The organism is Cypionkella sp. (assembly GCF_028290025.1).
Lineage (GTDB): Bacteria > Pseudomonadota > Alphaproteobacteria > Rhodobacterales > Rhodobacteraceae > Cypionkella.
In genome coordinates this window covers 31,566-52,717 of record NZ_JAQGKQ010000090.1, presented here as the reverse complement: position 1 = coordinate 52,717, position 21,152 = coordinate 31,566, and the positions used below count along the sequence as shown (strand labels likewise).

Genomic DNA, 21,152 nt, shown 5'->3' with positions numbered 1-21,152 from the left:
GCAATGTCCGCGCCGCGATGACCAGAGTTTTCAACGCATACCGGGGTATGCACTGGCGCTGTTGCAGAAAAGCAAAACCCCGGCGTTTCGGCCGGGGTCTTGTCGTATGACAACGGCAGGGAAGGTGCTTCCCCGCGCCTATTCATTCAATCAGCGGCAGCAACGCATCCAAAGATTTCTTCGCATCGCCATAGAACATCCGGGTATTCTCTTTGTAAAACAACGGGTTCTCAATGCCAGAATACCCCGTTCCCTGCCCACGCTTAGACACGATAACCTGCTTGGCCTTCCAGCACTCCAACACCGGCATCCCCGCAATCGGGCTATTCGGATCTTCCTGCGCTGCCGGATTAACGATGTCATTCGAGCCAATAACGATCGCCACATCGGTCGATGGGAAGTCGTCGTTGATCTCGTCCATCTCCAGCACGATATCATAAGGAACCTTCGCCTCGGCCAACAGCACGTTCATATGCCCCGGCAACCGCCCCGCAACCGGATGGATCGCAAAGCGCACATTCTTGCCCGCCGCCCGCAACTTCCGCGTCAGTTCCGACACCGATTGCTGCGCCTGCGCCACCGCCATGCCGTAGCCCGGAATGATGATGATGCTATCGGCGTCGTTCAACAGCGCGGCGACGCCATCGGCATCAATCGCCACCTGCTCGCCCGTGACCTCCATCGCCGGCCCGGTGGTGCCACCAAAGCCGCCCAAGATCACCGAAATAAACGACCGGTTCATAGCTTTACACATGATATACGACAGGATCGCCCCCGAAGATCCCACCAGCGCGCCGACAACGATCAGCAAATCATTCGACAGCGAGAAACCAATCGCCGCCGCCGCCCAGCCGGAATAGCTGTTCAGCATCGACACCACCACCGGCATATCCGCGCCGCCGATGCCCAGGATCAGGTGATAGCCGATGAACAAGGCAGCCAAAGTCATCCCCAGCAGCGCCAAGCTTGACCCGGTTTGCAGATAAACCACCAGCAAAACCAGCGACACAATCGCCGCCGTGGCGTTCAGCAGATGCCCGCCCGGCAGCTTCTTCGCCTTACCGTCAACCTTGCCCGCAAGCTTACCAAACGCAATCACCGATCCGGTAAACGTCACCGCGCCAATGAACACGCCAAGGAAAGTCTCAACCCGCAGGATCGACACCTCGACGCCGGATTTATGCGCGATCACGGCGGCAAAACCGTTCAAAGCTGCACGCGCGGCCTCGTCCATGCCCGCCACCCGCACCATCTCAATATGCGTATTGTATCCGATGAACACCGCAGCCAGACCGACAAGCGAATGCATCGCCGCCACCAGTTGCGGCATTTCTGTCATCTGCACGCGCTGGGCGACAACCCAGCCAATCGCACCGCCCGCCGCGATCATAACCAGCGAAATCAGCCAGTTACTCGCCCCCGGCCCATAAAGCGTCGCCGCAACCGCCAGCGCCATGCCGACAATACCATACCAAACCGCGCGCTTGGCGCTTTCCTGCCCCGAAAGCCCGCCGAGCGACTGAATGAACAAAACGGCTGCGACCACATAGGCCGCCGTGGTGAATCCATATTCCATCTGCGCGCTCCCCTACGACTTTTGGAACATGGCAAGCATGCGCCTTGTGACCATAAAGCCACCAAAAATGTTGATCCCCGCCATGAACACCGCCAAAGCGCCAAGCACTGTCACCAGCCAACTGCCCGAGCCGATTTGCATCAGCGCGCCCAAGATGATGATCGACGAAATCGCATTGGTGATCGCCATCAGCGGCGTGTGCAGGCTGTGCGAGACGTTCCAGATTACCTGCACGCCGACATAAACCGACAGCACAAATACGATAAAATGCGACATGAACGCAGCAGGTGCATAAAGCCCGGCGAGCAAGATCAGCCCGCCACCGATCACCAGCATCCCCACCTGATTGCGGGTCTGATGCTTAAACGCCGCGACCTCTGCCGCGCGTTTCTCAACCGGAGTCAGTTCCTTCACCTTCTCCTTCGGCTTCTGCACCGCAATCGCCGCGATCTTCGGCGGCGGCGGCGGATAGGTGATCTCATGCGCCTTGGCGACAGTCGCGCCACGGATCACGTCATCGCCCATATTGTGATCAATCACACCGTCTTTCTTTGGTGTAAGATCGGCCAGCATATGCCTGATATTGTTAGAGTAAAGCGTAGATGCCTGCGCTGCCATCCGGCTTGGGAAATCGGTATAGCCAACAATCGTCACGCCATTATCGCTGACGATCTTCTGATCCATCACCGTCAGATCGCAGTTGCCACCACGCTCGGCGGCAAGGTCCACCACCACCGAACCCGGCTTCATCATCGACACCATATCGGCGGTCCACAGCTTCGGCGCGGGCCGTCCGGGGATCAAAGCGGTGGTGATGACGATATCAATTTCAGGTGCCAATTCGCGGAACTTGGCCAGCTGCTTGGCCTGAAACGCCGGGGTCGAGGGCGCCGCATAACCGCCCGTCGCTGCACCATCGGGCAATTCGCTGGCGTCGAACTCTAGATACACGAAACTCGCGCCCATCGACTCGATCTGCTCGGCAACTTCGGGGCGCACGTCGAACGCATAGACAATCGCGCCAAGACTGACCGAGGTGCCAATCGCTGCAAGCCCCGCCACGCCAGCGCCCACAACCAGCACTTTCGCGGGCGGAACCTTGCCCGCCGCTGTGACTTGGCCGGTGAAAAACCGCCCGAAGTTCGAGCCCGCCTCGATCACCGCACGATAGCCCGCGATATTCGCCATCGACGACAGCGCGTCCATTTTCTGCGCGCGGCTGATGCGCGGCACCATGTCCATCGCCACCACGGTCGCACCGCATGCCTTGACGATCTCCAGCAAGTCCGGGTTCTGCGCCGGCCAGAACATCGAGATCAGCGTTTGCCCGTCGCGCAAAGCCTCGGCCTCAGCCACTTCCGGCCCGCGCACTTTGACCAGTACGTCAGCCGCCGCAATCACCGCCGCCGCATCCGGCAAAACCTCTACCCCGGCCGATGTATAAAGCGCGTCCGAAAACCCCGCCCGCGTCCCCGCCCCGGCCTGAATGACACAAGCGTGGCCCAGTTTCACCAGTTGCAGCGCGGATTCCGGTGTCATCGCCACCCGGTTCTCGCCCGCATAAATCTCGCTCAACGCACCTATTTTCAATGTATTCCCCCGCGTTTGGGCGGTTCAAGGAGCAACCGTGACCGCCAAATCCCCCATGAGGCTTAACATTGCAGACCGATAGTTCAACGGCTGATTGCCGCTTTTGGCTAAAAACCTGTCGGCTTCAACAGCCAGACGCGTGGAATCGACCACCACAAGGCGAATATTCCACAGCAAAGCGCGCAGCGAGACGATTTTCCCGCCCAAGATATCACCGCCTTTTCAACATGCTACGCTGCCCCTCACCTGATAGCGCAAACATTGCGCAGCTTCGCAGCCCTTCCCGAGAATCGAAACAATTTCAAACTTGAAATTTTATCCCGCCGCAGCTATTGCTTCCAGCAACGCAAACCCTCCCCTGCCCGAAACCGAGGCCCTATGACCGATTTTGCCGCCACCAAAGCCCAGTTTCATCTGCCCGCAGGCATGATCTATCTTGACGGCAATTCGCTCGGGCCTTTGCCGCTGACCGCCGCCGCGCGGGTGGCTCAGACGGTTGAAGCGGAATGGGGCGCGATGCTGATCACTGCTTGGAACAAAGCCGCGTGGATGGACAAACCGATGCGCGTCGGCGATCGCATCGCGCGGCTGATCGGCGCGGAGGCTGGTCATGTGGTGATGGGCGATACGCTGTCGATCAAGGTCTATCAGGCGCTCGCGTCGTGCCTTGAGATGAACCCGACCCGCAAAATTATCCTCTCCGATACCGGCAACTTCCCGTCTGATCTGTATATGGCCGAGGGTCTCTGCCGCACGCTTGGCAATGGCTACACCCTGAAAACCGTCGCCCCCGAGGATATTCTGGACGCCATCGACGACAGCGTCGCCGTCACCCTGATCACCGAGGTTGATTACCGCACGGGTCGGCGTCACGACATGGCCGCGATCACCGCCCGCGCCCACCAACACGGCGCGCTGACGATCTGGGATCTGGCACACTCCGCAGGCGCGTTCCAAGTCGAACTGAGCCAATGCAACGCCGATTTCGCCGTCGGCTGCACCTATAAATATCTGAACTCCGGCCCCGGCGGCCCTGCGTTCATCTATGTCGCCCCCCGCCATGCTGAGGTCGCCCGCCCGGCGCTGTCTGGTTGGCAAGGCCACGCCGCCCCCTTCGCCTTCGATCTCGATTACCGCCCCGCCACCGGAGCCGAGCGGATGCGCGTCGGCACCCCGCCAATCCTGCAACTGGCCGCCTTGGAAGCCTCGCTGGATATCTGGGACACCGTGGATATGGCCGCCCTTCGCCAAGCCTCGCTTAAGCTGCAAGACCAATACATCGCAGGCATTGAAGCCGCCTGCCCGACGCTAAGCCTCGCGACCCCGCGCAACCATCAGGAGCGCGGCAGCCAAGTCAGCTTCCGCCACCCCGAAGGCTACGCCATCATGCAAGCGATGATCGCCCGCGGCGTGATTGGCGATTTCCGCGCCCCCGATATCATCCGCTGCGGCTTCACGCCCTTGTTCATCGACGCCCAAGACGTTGATAACGCCGTGAAGATCATCGCCGATATCATGCAAAACAACCTCTGGGACCGCCCCGAATACAAAACCCGCGCGAAAGTCACCTGATGCGGCTTCGCGTCATCCTCTGTGCTGAAATATCCCCGCCGGAGGCTCCCCGGCCAATGTCGGATGCCTCCGGCGGGGATATTTTGACCAATGTGAAAGCCACCAGCACAGCCCTTTGCCGCCCCGCCGGATGGATCGCCCAGTGGCGCACCATCGGCAATCTTTCCGTCCTCAACCGCGAAACTCATTCCTGCGCCTGACGCCCCATTTGGGCGAAACCCCATGACAGGAGAGAATGATATGACCAACCATCCTAAAACAAACGCCGAGACCTCCGCCGCCGAACAATCCGGCTGCCCGATGCACGCCACCACCGCCTACAACCCGGCCACCGAGGGCGCGCAAATGTCGTTCGATGGCCGGATGTCCTACGGCGATTATCTTCACATCGACCAGATCCTATCGGCCCAACGCCAACTCACCCCGGCGCATGATGAGATGTTGTTCATCATCCAGCACCAAACCTCGGAGCTCTGGATGAAGCTCGCCCTGCACGAGTTGAACGCCGCCCGCCAAGCCATCGCGACTGATCGTGCGCCCGAGGCGTTCAAGATGCTCGCCCGCATCAGCCGGATATTTGAGCAGCTGAACAACGCTTGGGACGTTTTGCGCACCATGACGCCGTCGGATTACACCACCTTCCGCGAGGGGCTTGGGCAGTCTTCAGGCTTCCAATCCTGGCAATATCGCCTGATCGAATACTCCGTCGGCAACCGCAACCTCGCCATGCTGAAACCCCACGCCCACCGCGCCGATCTGACCGCCCTGCTGGAAGCCGAACTCGCCCGCCCAAGCCTATACGATGAAGCCCTGCGCCACCTCGCCCGCGCAGGATTGCCGGTGCCCGAAGACGTGCTGAACCGCGATCTGCGCCAGCCTTGGGCGGTGCATGAGGGCGTGCAGCTGGTTTGGGAAACCGTATACCGCGACCCGACGCAGTATTGGCAAGCTTATGAGCTCGCCGAAAAGCTGGTGGATTTTGAAGATTACTTCCGCCGCTGGCGCTTTAACCATGTCACCACGGTGGAGCGGGTAATCGGCCTGAAGCGCGGCACAGGCGGCACTGGCGGCGTAAGCTATCTGCGCCGGATGCTGGATGTTGAGCTGTTCCCCGAGCTTTGGCACCTGCGCACGACGCTTTAGTACCTACACGCAGCACTCCTTATCAGGGTGCAACATGCTCCTAACGCGCCCCAACAAGAAACTTTGACGCGCCTGCACACTATCGGCTAGGCGAATGCAACCCGCTAAGCCCGCGATCCGCATGAGATTTTGACAAAATGAGCCGCGCACGACGTTGTGATTAGGTGACGATTGCGTATTTGGGGCTTTGACCTTGCTTTTAGCCTCCACTAGCGTCTTTACAAGAGAATCTGGGCGGCACTCCACTGCCCCCCCTTTTGTGATGGGCAGACGGATGCGCTTTTTGACGGTTAAACTACTGGCGGCGACAGCTTTGTCGCTGACCCTCGCGGCTTGTGTGCCGGGTGCGGCTTTGGACGGGGCAACCCCCGGCGTGGCGCAAGCCCCGATCCCAACCGATAACGCCCTGCACTATATGGGCGTCACCGATGATGGCATCGCCATCCCAACGGTCCCGGTGGAGAAAGTCCCGGCTGAATTTCAGGTGCAGCAGGTCGATTTTGCCAGCGACGAAGCGGTTGGCACCATCATCATCAACCCGGCTGAGCGCCACCTCTATTATATCAACGGCAAAAACACCGCTTTGCGTTATGGCATCGCGGTCGGTAAAGCCGGCTTCCAATGGGCGGGTGTTGCCAATATCACCAGCCGCACGCATTGGCCAAAATGGACGCCACCGCCAGAAATGATTGAGCGCCACCCAGAGCTTGCCAAATGGGAAAAAGGCCAGCCCGGCGGCCCGACCAACCCGCTTGGCGCGCGCGCTTTGTATCTGACCACCAATGGCGTCGATTACGGCTACCGGATTCACGGCACGCCAGAATGGTTCTCGATCGGCAAAAACGCCTCGTCGGGCTGTATCCGCATGATCAACCAAGACGTGATGGACCTGTATAACCGCGTGCAAGACGGCGCGAAGGTCGTGGTGCTTAACGCCGATGGCACCTACCCCGACAAGCTGAAACTGCCGCCACCCGCACCGAAGAAGAAAAAGCCCGCACCTGTTGAGGCTGTATCCCCGGTGCCAAGCGCCATCCCGACCGTGTTGCCGGGCACCACGACTTTGCCTGCAGCGCCTGTTGATGCCATGGCACCGACCACCACTTTGCCGGCCGATACCATGGCACCGACAACGACTGCACCCGCCGACACAATGGCTCCCGCCTCAACTTCTCCTGCGGCAACCATGGCACCGGACGCAACCACTGCTCCGGCTGAAACCATGGCTCCGGTGACGGCGGCCCCGATCACGGCTGCTCCTGTCGCACCTGCTCCGGCGACCACCGCGCCTGTTGCGACAGCACCAGCAGCTACGGTTCCTGCCGTGACACCTGAACCGGCGGCAACCGCTCCGGCAGAACCTGCCGTATGTTCTGCGCCATTGGTGAACGGTGTCTGCCCGCAATCCTAAGCGGCGACGCAGCTTTAAACGCAAAAACCCGCCTCAAACTGAGGCGGGTTTTTTCATGCTTAATGGAAGTATCTGCTTAATCTCAGTACCTGCTTAATCGCAGCTGCTCAATCGCGGTCCTGCGTCACAGCCACTTATCGTAATCGCTGACCAGCAGATGCGTAGGCGCTGCGTCTTCCTCAATATCCGCAAACCGCCCAATCGGCTCACGGAAGATATTGTCGGTAACATCGTCGTTCACGGTCGAGACTTCGCCGATCAGCACATCGCCGCCCTCACCCCAAAACGCATGCCAATCCCCCGGCATCAGCGTCACAGATTCACCCGGCGCCAGCCGCAGCTTGTCGCCGGGCTTATACGCCCGCTCAATCCCATCGCAGCGCACCAGCCCGCCCTTATCGGCCGCCCAGTTGCCCTGATCATCCGAGCCATACAACTCGACAATCAAAGTGGCCCCGCCGCGGTTGATAATATCCTCGGCTTTAATCACATGCGTGTGCATTGGCGAAAGCTGATCCTGCCGCGAAATCAACAGCTTCTCGGCATAACACATGCCGCCGCCACGTTGCAGATCTGCCAGAGAGCCATTGCGCAGCGTGAACAAAAACAGCCCCATCTCATCAAACCGACCCTGCCCGTAGTCGGTAACATCCCACCCGCAGCGCCCCTCAATCACCCGAGACGCAATTGGTCTTTTCGTCTTGAACTCCGCCGGAGACCAATTCGCAAACGGCGGCAAAACGAAGCCATATTGCCCGATCAGCTCCTGCGCCCCGGCCATGATCTCATTGATACGCGAGCGTTTCATTGTGCTGCCTCCCCTGCTGTGCACCGCGCACAATAGCGAATGCCCCTCGCGCTTCAAGCCTTCACGCAGACCCGCCCAGCCAATCGTCCAAGGCGGCCGCCAGCGCCGCCCAGTCGGTGTATTCACGATCAGCATGTGGGTCCACAACCTGCCCCCGCTGCCGCGCCACATAACGCATCGCCAGTGATTTAAAGAAGTCATATTCGGTAAAGCGAAACGCTCCGGCAACGTGCTCGACCCGCGCAGGCTGCCACCGCACGTCGGCACAAAACTGCGCCATACATTCGCGCAAACCCTGCCAATCTTCGGCATCATCGCCCGCCGCCGCCAGCGACACCGCCAAGAACAATGACGGAAGCGCGGCCAGCACCGCCGCATTGGCCCGCACAAAGCCATCGAGACTGCTTTGAAACCGCTTCAAATGCAGCGATCCGGCCAATATCACCCGATCGAATCGCGCCATATCCAGCCCCTCCGCCGCATCAACATCCAACAACTCGACGCTGTGTCCGACATCGACCAGATGATCGGCGACAAAACGGCAGATCTTGCGGGTTTGACCCTCAGTGCTGGCGTAACCTACGAATATTTTCATACCGCTCTCCTGTCGGAGAGTTCAGTCTACGCGACACGCGCACCACCGCCTTGATGTATCGCAATCGCAATCAACGCCCGCCCGCTCAGCCCCGCACCGCACAAGCCCCAACCGCCCAAGCCCGCACCGCATCGCCAAACGCAGTGAACAACGGTCGCGACACCGGATCATTCGCGGCGTTCCACTCCGGATGCCACTGCACTGACAGCGTGAACCCCGGCGCATCCTTGACATAAAGCGCCTCCGGCGTGCCATCCGGTGCCACGCCGTCAATCACGATCCGCGCCCCCGCCCGCGCCACGCCCTGCCCATGCAGCGTGTTGGTCATCACTTCAGACGCCCCCATCAGCCGCGCAAACACCCCGCCTTCGGTAAACTTCACCACATGGCGATGCGCAAACACCTCCTCCATCGTGCCATCCGGCGGCATCCGATGGTTCGTGCGCCCGGGCAGATCGCGGATTTCCGGATAAAGCGAGCCGCCCATCGCGACGTTGACCTCTTGAAATCCCCGGCATACCCCGAAAAACGGCTGCCCGCTTTCGACACATGCCCGGATCAGCGGCAGCGTGATCGCATCGCGGCCACGGTCAAACGCGCCATGCGCCGGGGTTTCCGCCTCGCCATACTCGTCAGGATGCACATTCGGGCGGCCCCCGGTCAGCAAAAACCCATCGCACACCGCCATCAGATCGGCGACCGACACAAAGCGCGGGTCCGCAGGCACGATCAGCGGCACGCAGCCCGCAACCTCTGCCACCGCCTCAGAGTTGATATGCCCGGCGGCATGAACCTCATAACGGTCGTTCATCAGATGAGCGTTGCCGATAATCCCCACAACGGGGCGGCGCGGGGCATGGAGCATGATGGGCCTGCTGTAACAATCTGCCTCACCATCATAGCAGCGCGCAGAGCAAGATGAAGCGCGAAAGCCACTTGCACTGCCATAACGCATCACATCTGCCTGTAATTGCAGCACTCGCCCTGCCAAATCGCCGCAGCCTGCGCCCGTAAATGTCGCAAACGCGCTGGACCGCCCCTTGCGCCCGCCCTATGCAAAGCCAAGTCGCAGCAGGATCGCAGATGCCAACCGCCCGCACCACCGCAAGCAAAACCGCCGCAGCCCCGCTGATCGGCGTCGCCTTCATGCTCGGCGCGATGGCGAGCCTGCCCTTCATCGACGTGTTAGCCAAGTTCCTCGGCCAGCAAAACGTGCCGGTGCTGCAAATCGTCTGGGCCCGTCTGACGATCGGAGCCCTCGTCGCCCTGCCCTTCGCGCTTTCCCACAACGGCCCGCGCGGCCTGATCCCAAAACGCCCGGCCTACCACAGCTTTCGCGCCGGCTTCCTGATCCTCGCGACGTTCTGCTTTTTCCTGTCGCTGAAATACCTGCCGATCGCCGACGCGCTGGCGATCTTTTTCGTGCAACCGCTGGTCGTCACCGTGCTATCTGCGCTGGTGCTGAAAGAGAGCGTTGGCCGCAACCGCTGGGCCGCCGTCGCCGTCGGTTTCATCGGCACATTAATCATCATCCGCCCCGGTTTTGTCGCCCTCAACCCCGGTAGCCTGCTCGCCCTCGCCGCAGGAACCTTCCTCGCGATTTACTTCGTGATGACGCGAAAAATCTCCGGCCAAGCCCCGGCGATGGTCACCACCTTCCAAACCAACGTCATCGGCGCTGCGTTTATGACCCTGACCATGCCGCTGATCTGGCACCACCCCACCCCTACACAATGGCTGATGTTCGCAGGATTAGGCACCATCGCCACCTTCGGCCACTATCTGATCGTGCGCGCTTATGACTATTCCGAAGCCTCGTTGCTCGCCCCGCTGGCCTATACTGAGATGATCATCGCCACCGCCGTCGGCTGGTATTTCTTCGGCGATTTCCCCGATGCACTCACCTTCCTAGGCGTCGCCGTCCTGATCGCCTGCGCGCTCTACATCACCCTAACCGAGCGCACCCGCGCCACACCCGACGCCATCGAGCAACCGTAAGACGTTGCCAGCCGACATTAATATTACCAAGTAACCCGTTAATTTAATTCAAGACTTCCATAGATCCAGCCTCCCAATTTCACATTGGCCCAAATATTCCCGCCGGAGGCGCACATAACCCCGCACACTCCCGCCGAAATGCAACTCCCGGCAGCGCGGCCAAGCGCCCCCTCGATGGGGGCCGAGGCCGCCCCGAACGACCACTCAAACCTCATCTCTCAAAGATGGCAAAGATCGGTAAGCCTCGAGGCTTGATAGATTACCTTGCGCTGACCGATGAGGTGCTAGAGCGCAGCTCCAACCGATACCGCTCAATCCAGCCCGCGCTCACCGCGTCCGCCAACTTCGCAACCCCCGGCTTCAACTCGCCGTTTTCAGGCATCACCAGCCCCAACGCCGCACAAATCCGCGCGACCTGCACCAACGGATCAGCCGCCAAATCCTCATAACGCACCCGCAGCGGCGCGATCCCCTCCGCCTCAAACCAGCGCAGCCAATCCGCATCAAACCGCTGCAACTCCGCCAGCACCGACCTGATCCGCGCAAAATCATACTGCGGTGCTGCGGGCGGGTGCAGCCGTTCCAATTCCGGCCCGTCAGGCCCGATATGCCACAACCCGGTCTGCTCAGCCTTGACTCACGACACCGCCTGCGCCAGCTTATCTTCGCGGCTCAAATGGATATATCGCACCTCGCCAAATGCCGCCCGCAGCCGCGCAGCGTCCGACGGCTCACTAAGATAAACCACTGCAATCATCCGCAATAAATCAGCCAAATCCTTTTGCATCAGCCGCAAGCCAAACACCGCAGTTTCGCCTGTCCCAGCCTTAATCGCCGCCCGCAGATAGCTTGCGGCATAGACCTCACGGCTCGACCCACCCCGCGAAGGCAATCCCCAAACCGCAGCCCAGACTGGATCAACCTCACTCATAAAAAACGAATCCGGTGCCCCCGCCACGCCGGTGGCAGTCAGCATATCGCACAGCATAGTGCTGCCACTGCGCGGCGTGCCGCAAATGATGTAACTCAGTGCCGCCATCTCGCCCCCGATTAACCCGCCGAAAACCGCAGCACCCCTGCCACCCGATCCCGACCATCACCGTCCAACGGATGCACCACCCCATCCATCACCAGCACTTCTGGAAAATCAAACGGCGACACCCCGGCGAGACAGGCGACGTTGATACCAAATTCCTTCGGATTGGAACGCCTGCGATGATGGGTGTAGATGCCGCAGGTCTTGCAGAAATAATGCTGCGCGGTGTGGGTGTTGAACTGGTAAAAGCTCAGGTTGTCCTCACCTTGCACAAACACAATGCCACCTTCCCGCGCCGTCGCGGTGACGGCCCCGCGCATCCGACAATACGAGCAGGTGCAACGGCGGATCGTGTTAAAGCCGTCACTCAACTGAACCCGAAACTGCACAGCTCCGCAGTGGCACGACGCAAGATGCGGCGCATTATCTTGATCCATCAACATATCCTCCAGCCGTTTTCAGCATTCTAACCACGCCAGCTAAATCCAAACAACGCCCAAGCCCCGCCGCAAATCAAACCCCGGCAGCGCGATTGAGAGCCCCCTCGATGGGGGCCGAGATCGCCCCACCCTTGAGCGCCAATCGTTAAAATTCGCTTAACACCCACCCCATAACCCCTTGATATTGCTAGGGCCAAATCCCGCCACGCGTGGCCACTTCAAACCCCAGCCCCCGCAGCCACCACGCCAGCCGCCGCGCCAAGCGCCCCCGGCCCATGCGGAATATCCAAAGCGATCATCCCTGCCTCCATCACCGCCAGCGCCCCCAAAGTCATATGAGCGTTCACATGCCCCATATGCGCCACCCGCAAAAACCCGTGGTAAGCTGGCTCTGAACTCAAAGCCATCCCAAGCCCGATCCCCAAAGTCACCCCCGCCCGATGCTCGCACCACTGCCGCAGCCGCGTCGCGTGAGGTGCTCCAAACCGAGCCGCCGTCACCGACCGCCCCCGATCTTTGGGGTCCGCCACATTCATCGCAATCGCCGCGTGCCCCGCCGACCAACAATCAAACGCCGCCCAAACCGTCCGGGCCAAACAATCATGCCGCGCCCAGACCGCAGGCAGGCCCTCGTCCAAGATCATCGTCAAAGCCTCGCGCAGCCCATACAAATGATGCGTCGGCGCGGTGCCATTCCAAAGCTGCCAAAACTCCTCCGCATCCGCCCGCGGCGTCCAATCCCAATAAGGCGTGCGCAAATCCGCCCCCAACGTGCGCGCCCGCGCCTTATCGGAAAACCAGACGAACCCCATCCCCGGCGGCGTCATCAGCCCCTTTTGGCTGGCGGCCACCGTGACATCGACGCCCCAATCATCCATCCGGTATTCATCGCAGCCGAGCGAGGCGATGCAATCCACCGCCAGCAATGCCCCATGCCCAGCCTGATCCATCACCGCCCGCAACGCCGCCACATCGGTGCGGATTGTCGAGGCGGTATCCACCTGCGTCGTCAAAACCGCCTTGATCCGCCCCGCCTTATCGGCCCGCAACACAGCCTCCACCCGCGCCATATCGACCGGCGCGGATCTGCCGAAATCCAGCACCTCCACCTCAATCCCCATCGCGCGCGCCGAATTGGCCCAACTCAGCCCAAACTGCCCCGTCGCCAGCACCAACGCCTTTTCCCCGCGCGAGAACATATTCGCGTTGGCGGCCTCCCAAATCGCATGACCATTGCCGATATAAGCCGCCACCGAGCCTTTCGTCCCCGCCACCGTCTTCAGATCTGGCCAGAGTGACGCCACCAGATCATACAAGCCGCCCTCATAGATATTCGGCGCCGCCCGGTGCATCGCCGCCAACACCCGGTCGGGCATCACCGAGGGTCCGGGAATCGCAAGGTAAGGACGGCCGTTGGCTAGGGTCATGTCAGGCTCCAATTACAAACCTCATATGGCTATCTGCGGCCCCAAGCTTCGTCAATCGCCAGTGGCCACTGATCCGGCAACCAAGACCAGCCACGCTTGCCCTCACCGCCCGCGCAAGTTAGACCAAACCAGCCAATCGCAACTGAAGGTGCTCGTTTTGCCCCCCGCCAGCCCCAGTCTGCCGAGTAACAGTCTGCCGAGTAACGGCCTGCCGCATGACGGCCTGCCGAATAGCGGTCTGGCAGAATCCGACCTTTCGAATGCCGAATTGCCAGACCCCAGCTTGCCGAAAGTCAGCCTGCCGAACCCAAACCTGTTCCGACGCTTCTGGCGCGGTTACATCCATAAGCACACTTTGGGCATCCTCGCCTGTTTGCTGCTGATGATCGTCGAGGGCAGCGCGCTTGGTGCTTTGTCCTACCTGCTGAAACCGCTGTTCGATGTGGTGTTCACTCCCGGCGGAGAAGCCGCACTTTATGGCGTCGGCTTTGCGATCTTCGGCCTGTTCGCGGCGCGTGCCTTCACCGTGGTTATATCACGCACATTGATTTGGTCGATTTCGCAGCGGGTATCGGCGGCGATGCAATCCGACCTGCTGCGCCATATCCTGACGCTGGATGCGCCTTTCTTCCAAACCAACCCTCCCGGCGTGCTGATTGAACGCGTGCAGGGCGACACCAACGCGGTGCAAGGGATTTGGAGCACTTTGGTCACTGGCGTCGGCCGTGACTTGCTGGGGCTTGTGGTTTTGCTGGCAGTGGCAGTGTCGATTGATCCGCAATGGACGCTTGCCGCGCTGATTGGCGCGCCGTTGCTGATCCTGCCCGCCTCGTTGTTGCAACGCTACGTGCGGCGCAAATCGAAAGAGCTGCGCAATCAAGCGGGCCAGCGCGCCACGCGGCTTGATGAGATTTTCCACGGCATCACCGCCGTAAAGCTGAACCGGATGGAAGACTATCAAACCAAGCGTTTCCGCGCCGTGCTGACTTCGATCCGCCGCGCCGAGGTGCGTTCGGTGTTTGGCCGCAGCCTGATGCCGGGGATGATTGATCTGGTGACAGGGCTTGGGTTTTTCGCGGTGCTGCTGATGGCAGGCAATGAGATTTCGTCCGGCCAGCGCACCACCGGCGATTTCATGTCCTTCTTCACCGCGATGTCGCTAACCTTTCAACCCCTGCGTCGATTGGGCGAAATGGCAGGCACTTGGCAGATCGCCGCCGCCAGTCTCGAACGCATCTACGCGCTGTTTGATGCGCGCCCCGCCTATCCCCGCCCCGTCGTCAGCATCGCTGTGCCCGCCCCTGGCGCGCCAGAAATCCGCTTTGAGGACGTCAACTTTGCGCATGGCGATCAACCCGTGCTGCGCGGGCTGTCGTTCACGGCTGAGGCTGGCCGCACCACGGCGCTGGTCGGTTCGTCTGGTGCCGGTAAAAGCACAGTGTTCCACCTGCTGACCGGATTGTTGGAACCCGGCAGCGGCGTCATCTTAATTGGTGGCGTTGCGGCTTCCGGCCTGTCGCTCGCCGATCAGCGCGGGCTGTTTGCCACAGTCACCCAAGATTCCGCGCTGTTCGATGAAACGCTCGCCGAGAATATCGCGCTTGGCCGCAACATCGCCCCGGCGGCACTGGATGCCGCATTGCATGCCGCGCATGTCGCCGACTTCTTGCCTGCCCTGCCGAACGGTTTGCAAACCCCGGTTGGCCCGCGTGGCTCGGCTTTGTCGGGCGGTCAGCGGCAGCGCGTCGCAATTGCGCGGGCTTTGGTGCAAGATGCGCCAGTGCTGCTGCTGGATGAAGCAACCTCAGCCCTGGATGCGCAATCCGAGTCCATTGTGGCCGAGGCGCTGGCCATGGGCAGCCAAGGCCGCACGACTTTGGTGATCGCACACCGGCTTGCCACGGTGCGCGATGCCGACAAAATCGTAGTGATAGACAAAGGCAGGGTTGTTGAAACCGGAACGCATGACCAACTGCTAACTCTGGGCGGGGTTTATGCCGGGCTATACCGCCTGCAATTTAAGGACTGAAAAATGTTGGGCGAAACCGCCGCCGACCGCCGCGTCTATACCGTCACCGGGGCGGATCGTCTGAGCTTTCTGCAAGGCATGGTCAGCAATGACGTATTGCCACTTGGGCGCGGTGATGGGGCGGTTTGGGCGGCTTTGCTGACGCCGCAGGGCAAATATCTTGCCGATTTCCTTCTGGTGGCACAAGGCGACCGCCTGCTGCTCGACATCAAAGACAGCATCGCAGAAGCCACCATCCGCCGTCTCTCGATGTACCGCCTGCGCGCCGATGTGCAGTTCGCCGCCGCATCGCTGACCGTATCGCGCGGGCTTGGCGCAGCACCTCCCGGAGCCATCGCCGACCCTCGCCACCCTGCCCTCGGCTGGCGCGGCTATGGTGCGCCGGGTGGTCCGCCCGAGATTGACTGGGACGCCATTCGCGTCGCGCATTGCATCCCCGAGACCGGAATAGAGTTGATCCCCGACGACAGCTACCTGCTCGAATCCGGGTTTGAGCGTCTACACGGCGTCGATTTCCGCAAAGGCTGCTATGTCGGCCAAGAAGTCACCGCCCGGATGAAGCACAAAACCGAATTGAAAAAGGGTCTGGTCACAGTCACCATCGAGGGCGCGGCCCCGGCAGGCACCCCGATCCTGCAAGGCGACAAACCCGCAGGTACCCTTTTCACCCAATCAGGCAACCGCGCCATCGCTTACCTGCGCTTTGATCGCGCCGACAACCTCACCGCAGGCACCGCCAAAATCTCGATGTGAAACCCTGCCTCAAGGTCATCCTCTCTGCAAAAATATCCCCCGCGGAGCGATTCTCCAGATGCCTCAGGCGCAACGTTGCTGGATCATCCCGCCAGCGCCGCATAATCCCGCGCCACCCGGCTCCACGTCGCTTCCGAATTGGCGACCACCAACACCCCCGCCCTGCGCGCCAGATCATACTCCGCGCCACCCAGAAACCGCGCCACACCGCCCGCCGCTTGCACCGCCAGCACCCCCGCCGCATGGTCCCACGGATGCGGCTCTGGGCCCGAGATTACAAATTCCACATGCCCCTGCGCCATCAGCCGGTACTCATGGCACGAGCAGCGCAGGCTGGTGACGCGACCATAGCCAAGCCCCGCCAACACTGCCGCGCGCTTTCGATCCGGCGCAAATAACCCCACCGGGATGAAGCCGCACATCTGGGCGGGGTCGCTTACCCTAGACACAGCCAACACCTGTGCCCGCCCATCCGACTGTACAAATCGCGCAGGGCCACCCGCCGTCACCTCAATCCAATCGTCCAGAAGCGGATCATACAGCAAGCCATAGCGCGTCACGCCATCTTGCACCGCCACGGCGATCATACCAAATGTCGCAATCCCCTTGGCGAAGTTCCAAGTGCCATCAACCGGATCGACGATCACCTGCCACCCGGACCCCGCCATAGCTGCACGAAGGCTAGGATCAGCGGCCACACCCTCTTCCCCCAGCACCCGCGCCTCAGGCCAAGACTGCGCCAAACTTGCGACAATCATCGCCTCGGCTTCGGTATCAGCAACCGTTACCAGATCGGCAAAATCGGTTTTCTGCGCCACATCCCCTGCGCCCAAACTGCGAAACCTCGGCAGAACCGCCGCCTTCGCCGCTGCCCGCACCGCCTGCAACACCACGTCCATCGCCTGCCTCCAAATGAAAGGCCGCCCACACGGGACGGCCCTAATATTGTCAAAATCGCGCCAATCTTAAGCGCGTTCCGAATATTCCATCAGTTCGGTATGCACGATGATATCTTCGTCCGGCCCGATGAACGGCGGGATCATAATCCGCACGCCGTTGTCAAGGATGGCAGGCTTGAAACTGCTCGTCGCAGTCTGGCCCTTTTGCACCGGCTCGGTATCGACCACTTTACAGCGCACTTTTTGCGGCAATGTGACGTTCAGTGGTTCTTCGCCGAAATAGTTCACCGTCGCCATCATGCCATCTTGCAGGAACGCCCGGCGGTCGCCGAGCAATTCCGCATCAATCTCTACCTGCTCGTAGGTCTCGGAATCCATGAAAACCAAGCGCCCGTCGGTCTCATACAAAAACTGCTGGTCTTTGTTCTCTAACTCAACGCGCTCTACCTTGTCTTCCGAACGGAACCGCTCGTTCAACTTGCGGCCATCGCGCAGGTTCTTCAGCTCAACTTGGGCGAAAGCGCCGCCCTTGCCCGGTTTTACATGGTTGACCTTAACCGCAGCCCACAGGCCGCCGTCGTGTTCCACGATGAAGCCCGGTTTGATTTCATTTCCGTTAATTTTAGGCATTTGTGTTAAAACCTTGTCAAAAGGTTGAAGAGATTTGAGATCACCCTATATATCGGGTCTGGGTTGCGAGCAAGGCGACTAGATACAGTATAAACTTTCTCAAGCCATGCTACATACGCATGACAGATATGCGAAAGTTGAAGCCCCGAATCGTAATCAAAACGTTACAAGCGCGGAAGTTACGGAAATACAAGAGTAAGAAAAAAGGACGATGTGATGTTAGGTACGGTTGACAGCACAGCCTTCAACTTTGAGCAAGGCCAACGGGCGCGCAAACTTTTTGCGGCGGTGGTTTTGGCTGCTTTGGATGATGCCATTGCAGATGACAAGAAATACGGCAACGGCCCGGATCAGATTGCGCGTTGGGCGCGGTCGCGGGACGGCCGTGAAGTTTTGTCCTGCGCCGGGATCGACCCGAATGAGCGTGTTGTCAAAGGGCTGATGGAATTTGTCTCAAAAGGCGTGCGCACTTCGGTGGCACTGTCGCGCGAAGAATCTGAGCGCCGCCACGCGCTAGAGTTAGAACATGCCGAGGCCGCGTAAGTCTTAGCAGTCAGGTAACTTCGCTAAATGGAATAGAAAAACGCGCCTTTTGGGCGCGTTTTTTAGTAAGTCAGAATGTACGGCGCACTGCCCGTCTGCAGCTGCTGTCAGCTAAAATCTTGCGTGGCCAACGCCCGTGCAATCTCGGCGCGGACCAGCTTGCGGATATTGCGGGTGATCCGTTCGCCCATTTTGCCTGCCAGTTCTTCGCGCAACATATCGCGCACCAGTTCGCGCAGCACGTCTTCATCAAAGCGCATGCCCAGCTCAAAATCTTCTTCTGCTGCCAATTCAGCAGAGCGCGTATCGGGCTCTGCCAAGGCCGCGATCACACTGGCTTCGGCGGCATCAGCCCAGAGCGGATCGGGCTCTACCGTGCCTTGCAGAGAGTCCGGTTCGTCGATAACCGGGGCGATATCTTGCAACATCTCGTCATCTTGGCCGCTGTCTTCCTGTTGCGCCCAGGCTGCCGGAGCGTCACCACCCGCCGCCTGATCGTCAGCACGATCTTCGGGCTCGGGAGTGTCTTCGGCGATGTTTTCATCCGGGTGCAGTATATAAGCGTCGGCCTCGTCAAGCTCCCAGGCAATGTCGGCTACGGTCGCATGTTGGGGTGCCGCATCGCCAGTTTCAGCCTCCCAGTCTTCCGGGGCTGCATCTACGGCCGCGCTGACGCTGGCGACAACGCTGCCCAGACTTGTGGCGGGCGCATCCTCTGCCATTTTGCTGCGCAGGGCTGCGACAAACATCGGCAGTGGCGCGGTATCGGTTGGAGGCGGGTTTGCTCTGACGTCCTTAGCCCGAACCGTGCCAGCCGCCGCAGCGTTGCTCACCTTCGCCGTGCTTGCCGTACCATCGCTGACTGGCACGCGGGCGCTTTGTACCACCCGTAACGCCGGGGTGAGAATTAATTTATCGGCGATCGGGGCTGCGCTACCTGCGCGCGGCGCTTGGCGCGTATCGTCTGACACCAGCCGACGGATAGACGACAGCACATCTTCAATCTCGGTCGAACTCAACGCCTCTGCCATGGTGCTGTCCTACGCTTCGCGAACCCAACTGTAGCGGTCAGTGTATCCGCACAAGCCACGCAAGACAAGGAACAGGCGCATTTATCGGTATGATTTAGCCGACCCAACAGGTCTAAGTTTAATGAAAACGACCCCTGCACCGCATCCGGGCAGAGGCCGTTTTTTATTCATTTGTAGAGATCCCCGACAGGGTAACGATATTCTCATAAGCTTGCAGTCAGGCGACGTCAAAGACCTGTCAGTTTACTTGGCAATCTTTTTCAAGATATTGTCCAGCCGTTTGCCGCGCGTCGAAGTCAGCGGTGCTTTCTTGACGGCGTTATAATACGCATCTGGGTCATAGGTCGTAATGCCAAGGTTCAGCTGTTCGGCGGTCAACTGGCCCATGCTGGAAAGCAGTTGATAAATGCCAACATAACGGCTGGCCTCGGATTGTAGCTTGTCGGCGCGTGCGTTCAGCAATTCTTGCTCGGCGTTCAGCACATCAAGCGTGGTACGCGCGCCTAAAGTTGCTTCTTCGCGCACACCTTCAAAAGCTTTTTGCGCCGCTACCACTTGCAAACTGCCCGCTTGGATCGAGGCTTGTTGCACGATCACATTCGACCAAGCCTGCCCGACAGCTTCGGTTACGTCGACCACGGCTTGCAACTGTCCCGCCGCAGAGGCTTCCTTGCTGGAAAGCGCGCGGCGATACAGCGCCGAACGTTCACCGCCCTGATAAATCGTATCGCTGAAGGTGATGCCAGCAACAGCGTTGCCCTCACCCGACAGCCAATCTTCCGTCACCGATACCGAACTGCTCACGGTCGGCAGGAACGCCGCCTCGGCAATTTTAACCCGGATGTCAGCGATCCTCACTTCATGCCCGGCTTGGTTGATCACCGGATGATTGCGCACAGCAATGGCTTTCGCGGCTTCTTCAGAGTTCGGCGCTTTCGGTAACCGCGGCAGACCCTGAAGATTGTTCGGGTAGTGCCCAATCGCCGCCTTGTAACGCTCGCGCGCCACTTCCAGCGCACCTTCCGCCGCAGCTAACCCGGATTGCGCAGCAGCCCTGCGCGCTTCGGCGAGCGACACATCCGTCAGCGTCACTTCGCCGACCTCAAAACGGTCACGCGCAGCCTGCAGTTCTTGCGAAATCAGCCGCACGTTGGATTGGCGCAACGCCACGATCTCCGCCTGCAAACGCACATCAACATAGGCCGAAACCGCATCCAGCAAGACTTGTTGCTCAAGGTTGACCAAAGCCGCGCGAGTTGAGAGCACGCTTTCCTTCGCCACTTCGAACGCCATCTGGCCGCGCCCACCGGCATAAATCAGGAACGACGCCGTAAGGGCCGCCGAAGCATCGGTCGACTCGGTATACAAAGGTCCGATCGGGGGCCCGAACACCGGGCGACTAAAAGCGTTGTCCAGCTTGGTCCAACTCGCCTGCGTCGCAAAGGTGATCACCGGACGCAGCTGCGCCAAAGCCACCGCCGCATCTTCGTCCGCCGCCCGCAACACCGCTTGGTTTCTGTCCAGCAAATGTGAAGTCTTATACGCCGAGATCAGCGCATCCGCCAAAGTCTCAGCCTGTGCGACAGGTGCCGCCACCATTGCTGCTGTCACCGACACTACTGCCCAAAACTTCTGCATTACGACCTCATATAATTATGTAGCTGCGCATTT

General features: G+C 60.2%; 20 protein-coding genes and 1 pseudogene. 8 read left to right on the top strand and 13 right to left on the bottom strand.

The window, feature by feature from the left end; genetic code table 11:
- Positions 1-142 precede the first annotated feature (142 nt).
- Genes JWS10_RS15895 through JWS10_RS15885 form a run of 3 tightly spaced genes read right to left on the bottom strand, consistent with a single transcriptional unit; the run spans position 143 to position 3,373 of the window.
- Positions 143-1,576, bottom strand: a complete 1,434-nt coding sequence (locus JWS10_RS15895; protein ID WP_299508831.1) for an NAD(P)(+) transhydrogenase (Re/Si-specific) subunit beta — start codon at positions 1,574-1,576, stop codon at positions 143-145.
- 12 nt (positions 1,577-1,588) lie between these two features.
- Positions 1,589-3,166: a Re/Si-specific NAD(P)(+) transhydrogenase subunit alpha gene (locus JWS10_RS15890; protein ID WP_299508830.1), complete on the bottom strand. Its 1,578-nt coding sequence runs from the start codon at positions 3,164-3,166 to the stop codon at positions 1,589-1,591.
- A 24-nt stretch (positions 3,167-3,190) separates the two neighbouring features.
- Positions 3,191-3,373 (bottom strand): hypothetical protein, encoded by a 183-nt coding sequence (locus tag JWS10_RS15885; RefSeq protein ID WP_299508829.1) that lies wholly within the window; start codon positions 3,371-3,373, stop codon positions 3,191-3,193.
- A gap of 171 nt (positions 3,374-3,544) precedes the next feature.
- Here JWS10_RS15885 and kynU point away from each other — a divergent pair, with 171 nt between their 5' ends.
- From kynU to JWS10_RS15865, 4 genes are all read left to right on the top strand, one after another.
- Positions 3,545-4,738 carry a kynureninase gene (gene kynU / locus JWS10_RS15880; RefSeq protein WP_299508828.1) on the top strand — a complete coding sequence of 398 codons (1,194 nt, stop codon included), beginning with the start codon at positions 3,545-3,547 and terminating at the stop codon, positions 4,736-4,738.
- A gap of 56 nt (positions 4,739-4,794) precedes the next feature.
- On the top strand, positions 4,795-4,938 hold the full coding sequence (locus JWS10_RS15875) for a hypothetical protein (protein WP_299482174.1): 144 nt from the start codon (positions 4,795-4,797) through the stop codon (positions 4,936-4,938).
- Positions 4,939-5,038: 100 nt separating this feature from the next.
- Entirely contained in the window at positions 5,039-5,881 is an 843-nt protein-coding gene (gene kynA / locus JWS10_RS15870) for a tryptophan 2,3-dioxygenase (protein WP_299508838.1), read from the top strand.
- Positions 5,882-6,155: 274 nt separating this feature from the next.
- A complete protein-coding gene (locus tag JWS10_RS15865; RefSeq protein ID WP_299508827.1) occupies positions 6,156-7,292 on the top strand; it encodes a L,D-transpeptidase family protein in 1,137 nt (378 codons plus the stop codon).
- A 124-nt stretch (positions 7,293-7,416) separates the two neighbouring features.
- On the opposite strand, the gene JWS10_RS15860 is transcribed toward JWS10_RS15865, so the two are convergent.
- From JWS10_RS15860 to JWS10_RS15850, 3 genes are all read right to left on the bottom strand, one after another.
- The gene (locus JWS10_RS15860) at positions 7,417-8,100 is read right to left on the bottom strand and encodes a D-lyxose/D-mannose family sugar isomerase (protein WP_299508826.1); all 684 of its coding nucleotides are present in this window, start codon (positions 8,098-8,100) and stop codon (positions 7,417-7,419) included.
- A gap of 61 nt (positions 8,101-8,161) precedes the next feature.
- A complete protein-coding gene (locus JWS10_RS15855; protein ID WP_299508825.1) occupies positions 8,162-8,695 on the bottom strand; it encodes a flavodoxin domain-containing protein in 534 nt (177 codons plus the stop codon).
- Between the two features lie 85 nt (positions 8,696-8,780).
- Entirely contained in the window at positions 8,781-9,560 is a 780-nt protein-coding gene (locus JWS10_RS15850) for a gamma-glutamyl-gamma-aminobutyrate hydrolase family protein (protein ID WP_299508824.1), read from the bottom strand.
- A 218-nt stretch (positions 9,561-9,778) separates the two neighbouring features.
- Between JWS10_RS15850 and JWS10_RS15845 the strand changes: the two genes are divergently transcribed.
- The gene (locus tag JWS10_RS15845) at positions 9,779-10,693 is read left to right on the top strand and encodes a DMT family transporter (RefSeq protein ID WP_299508823.1); all 915 of its coding nucleotides are present in this window, start codon (positions 9,779-9,781) and stop codon (positions 10,691-10,693) included.
- Between the two features lie 358 nt (positions 10,694-11,051).
- Here the strand turns inward: JWS10_RS15845 and JWS10_RS15840 are convergent.
- From JWS10_RS15840 to JWS10_RS15830, 3 genes and pseudogenes are all read right to left on the bottom strand, one after another.
- Positions 11,052-11,669 (bottom strand): annotated as a pseudogene (locus JWS10_RS15840) (Stf0 family sulfotransferase); the annotation flags it as partial.
- A 74-nt stretch (positions 11,670-11,743) separates the two neighbouring features.
- Complete coding sequence (locus tag JWS10_RS15835) at positions 11,744-12,166, bottom strand: GFA family protein (protein ID WP_299508822.1); 423 nt, start codon at positions 12,164-12,166, stop codon at positions 11,744-11,746.
- A 221-nt stretch (positions 12,167-12,387) separates the two neighbouring features.
- Positions 12,388-13,596 (bottom strand): aminotransferase class V-fold PLP-dependent enzyme, encoded by a 1,209-nt coding sequence (locus tag JWS10_RS15830; RefSeq protein ID WP_299508821.1) that lies wholly within the window; start codon positions 13,594-13,596, stop codon positions 12,388-12,390.
- Positions 13,597-13,864: 268 nt separating this feature from the next.
- On the opposite strand from JWS10_RS15830, the gene JWS10_RS15825 reads away from it, so the two are divergent.
- Together JWS10_RS15825 and JWS10_RS15820 are read left to right on the top strand one after the other, a co-directional pair.
- Positions 13,865-15,625, top strand: a complete 1,761-nt coding sequence (locus JWS10_RS15825; RefSeq protein WP_299508837.1) for an ABC transporter ATP-binding protein — start codon at positions 13,865-13,867, stop codon at positions 15,623-15,625.
- A 3-nt stretch (positions 15,626-15,628) separates the two neighbouring features.
- The gene (locus tag JWS10_RS15820) at positions 15,629-16,378 is read left to right on the top strand and encodes a folate-binding protein (protein ID WP_299508820.1); all 750 of its coding nucleotides are present in this window, start codon (positions 15,629-15,631) and stop codon (positions 16,376-16,378) included.
- A gap of 83 nt (positions 16,379-16,461) precedes the next feature.
- Here the strand turns inward: JWS10_RS15820 and JWS10_RS15815 are convergent, their stop codons facing one another.
- Together JWS10_RS15815 and efp are read right to left on the bottom strand one after the other, a co-directional pair.
- Positions 16,462-17,277, bottom strand: a complete 816-nt coding sequence (locus tag JWS10_RS15815; protein WP_299508819.1) for an inositol monophosphatase — start codon at positions 17,275-17,277, stop codon at positions 16,462-16,464.
- 66 nt (positions 17,278-17,343) lie between these two features.
- On the bottom strand, positions 17,344-17,907 hold the full coding sequence (gene efp / locus JWS10_RS15810; protein WP_299482238.1) for an elongation factor P: 564 nt from the start codon (positions 17,905-17,907) through the stop codon (positions 17,344-17,346).
- Positions 17,908-18,123: 216 nt separating this feature from the next.
- On the opposite strand from efp, the gene JWS10_RS15805 reads away from it, so the two are divergent.
- Positions 18,124-18,450 carry a DUF6280 family protein gene (locus tag JWS10_RS15805; RefSeq protein ID WP_299482235.1) on the top strand — a complete coding sequence of 109 codons (327 nt, stop codon included), beginning with the start codon at positions 18,124-18,126 and terminating at the stop codon, positions 18,448-18,450.
- A 107-nt stretch (positions 18,451-18,557) separates the two neighbouring features.
- Here the strand turns inward: JWS10_RS15805 and JWS10_RS15800 are convergent, their stop codons facing one another.
- Both JWS10_RS15800 and JWS10_RS15795 read right to left on the bottom strand, forming a co-directional pair.
- On the bottom strand, positions 18,558-19,481 hold the full coding sequence (locus JWS10_RS15800) for a hypothetical protein (RefSeq protein WP_299508818.1): 924 nt from the start codon (positions 19,479-19,481) through the stop codon (positions 18,558-18,560).
- Positions 19,482-19,724: 243 nt separating this feature from the next.
- Positions 19,725-21,119: a TolC family outer membrane protein gene (locus tag JWS10_RS15795; protein ID WP_299508817.1), complete on the bottom strand. Its 1,395-nt coding sequence runs from the start codon at positions 21,117-21,119 to the stop codon at positions 19,725-19,727.
- Positions 21,120-21,152 lie beyond the last annotated feature (33 nt).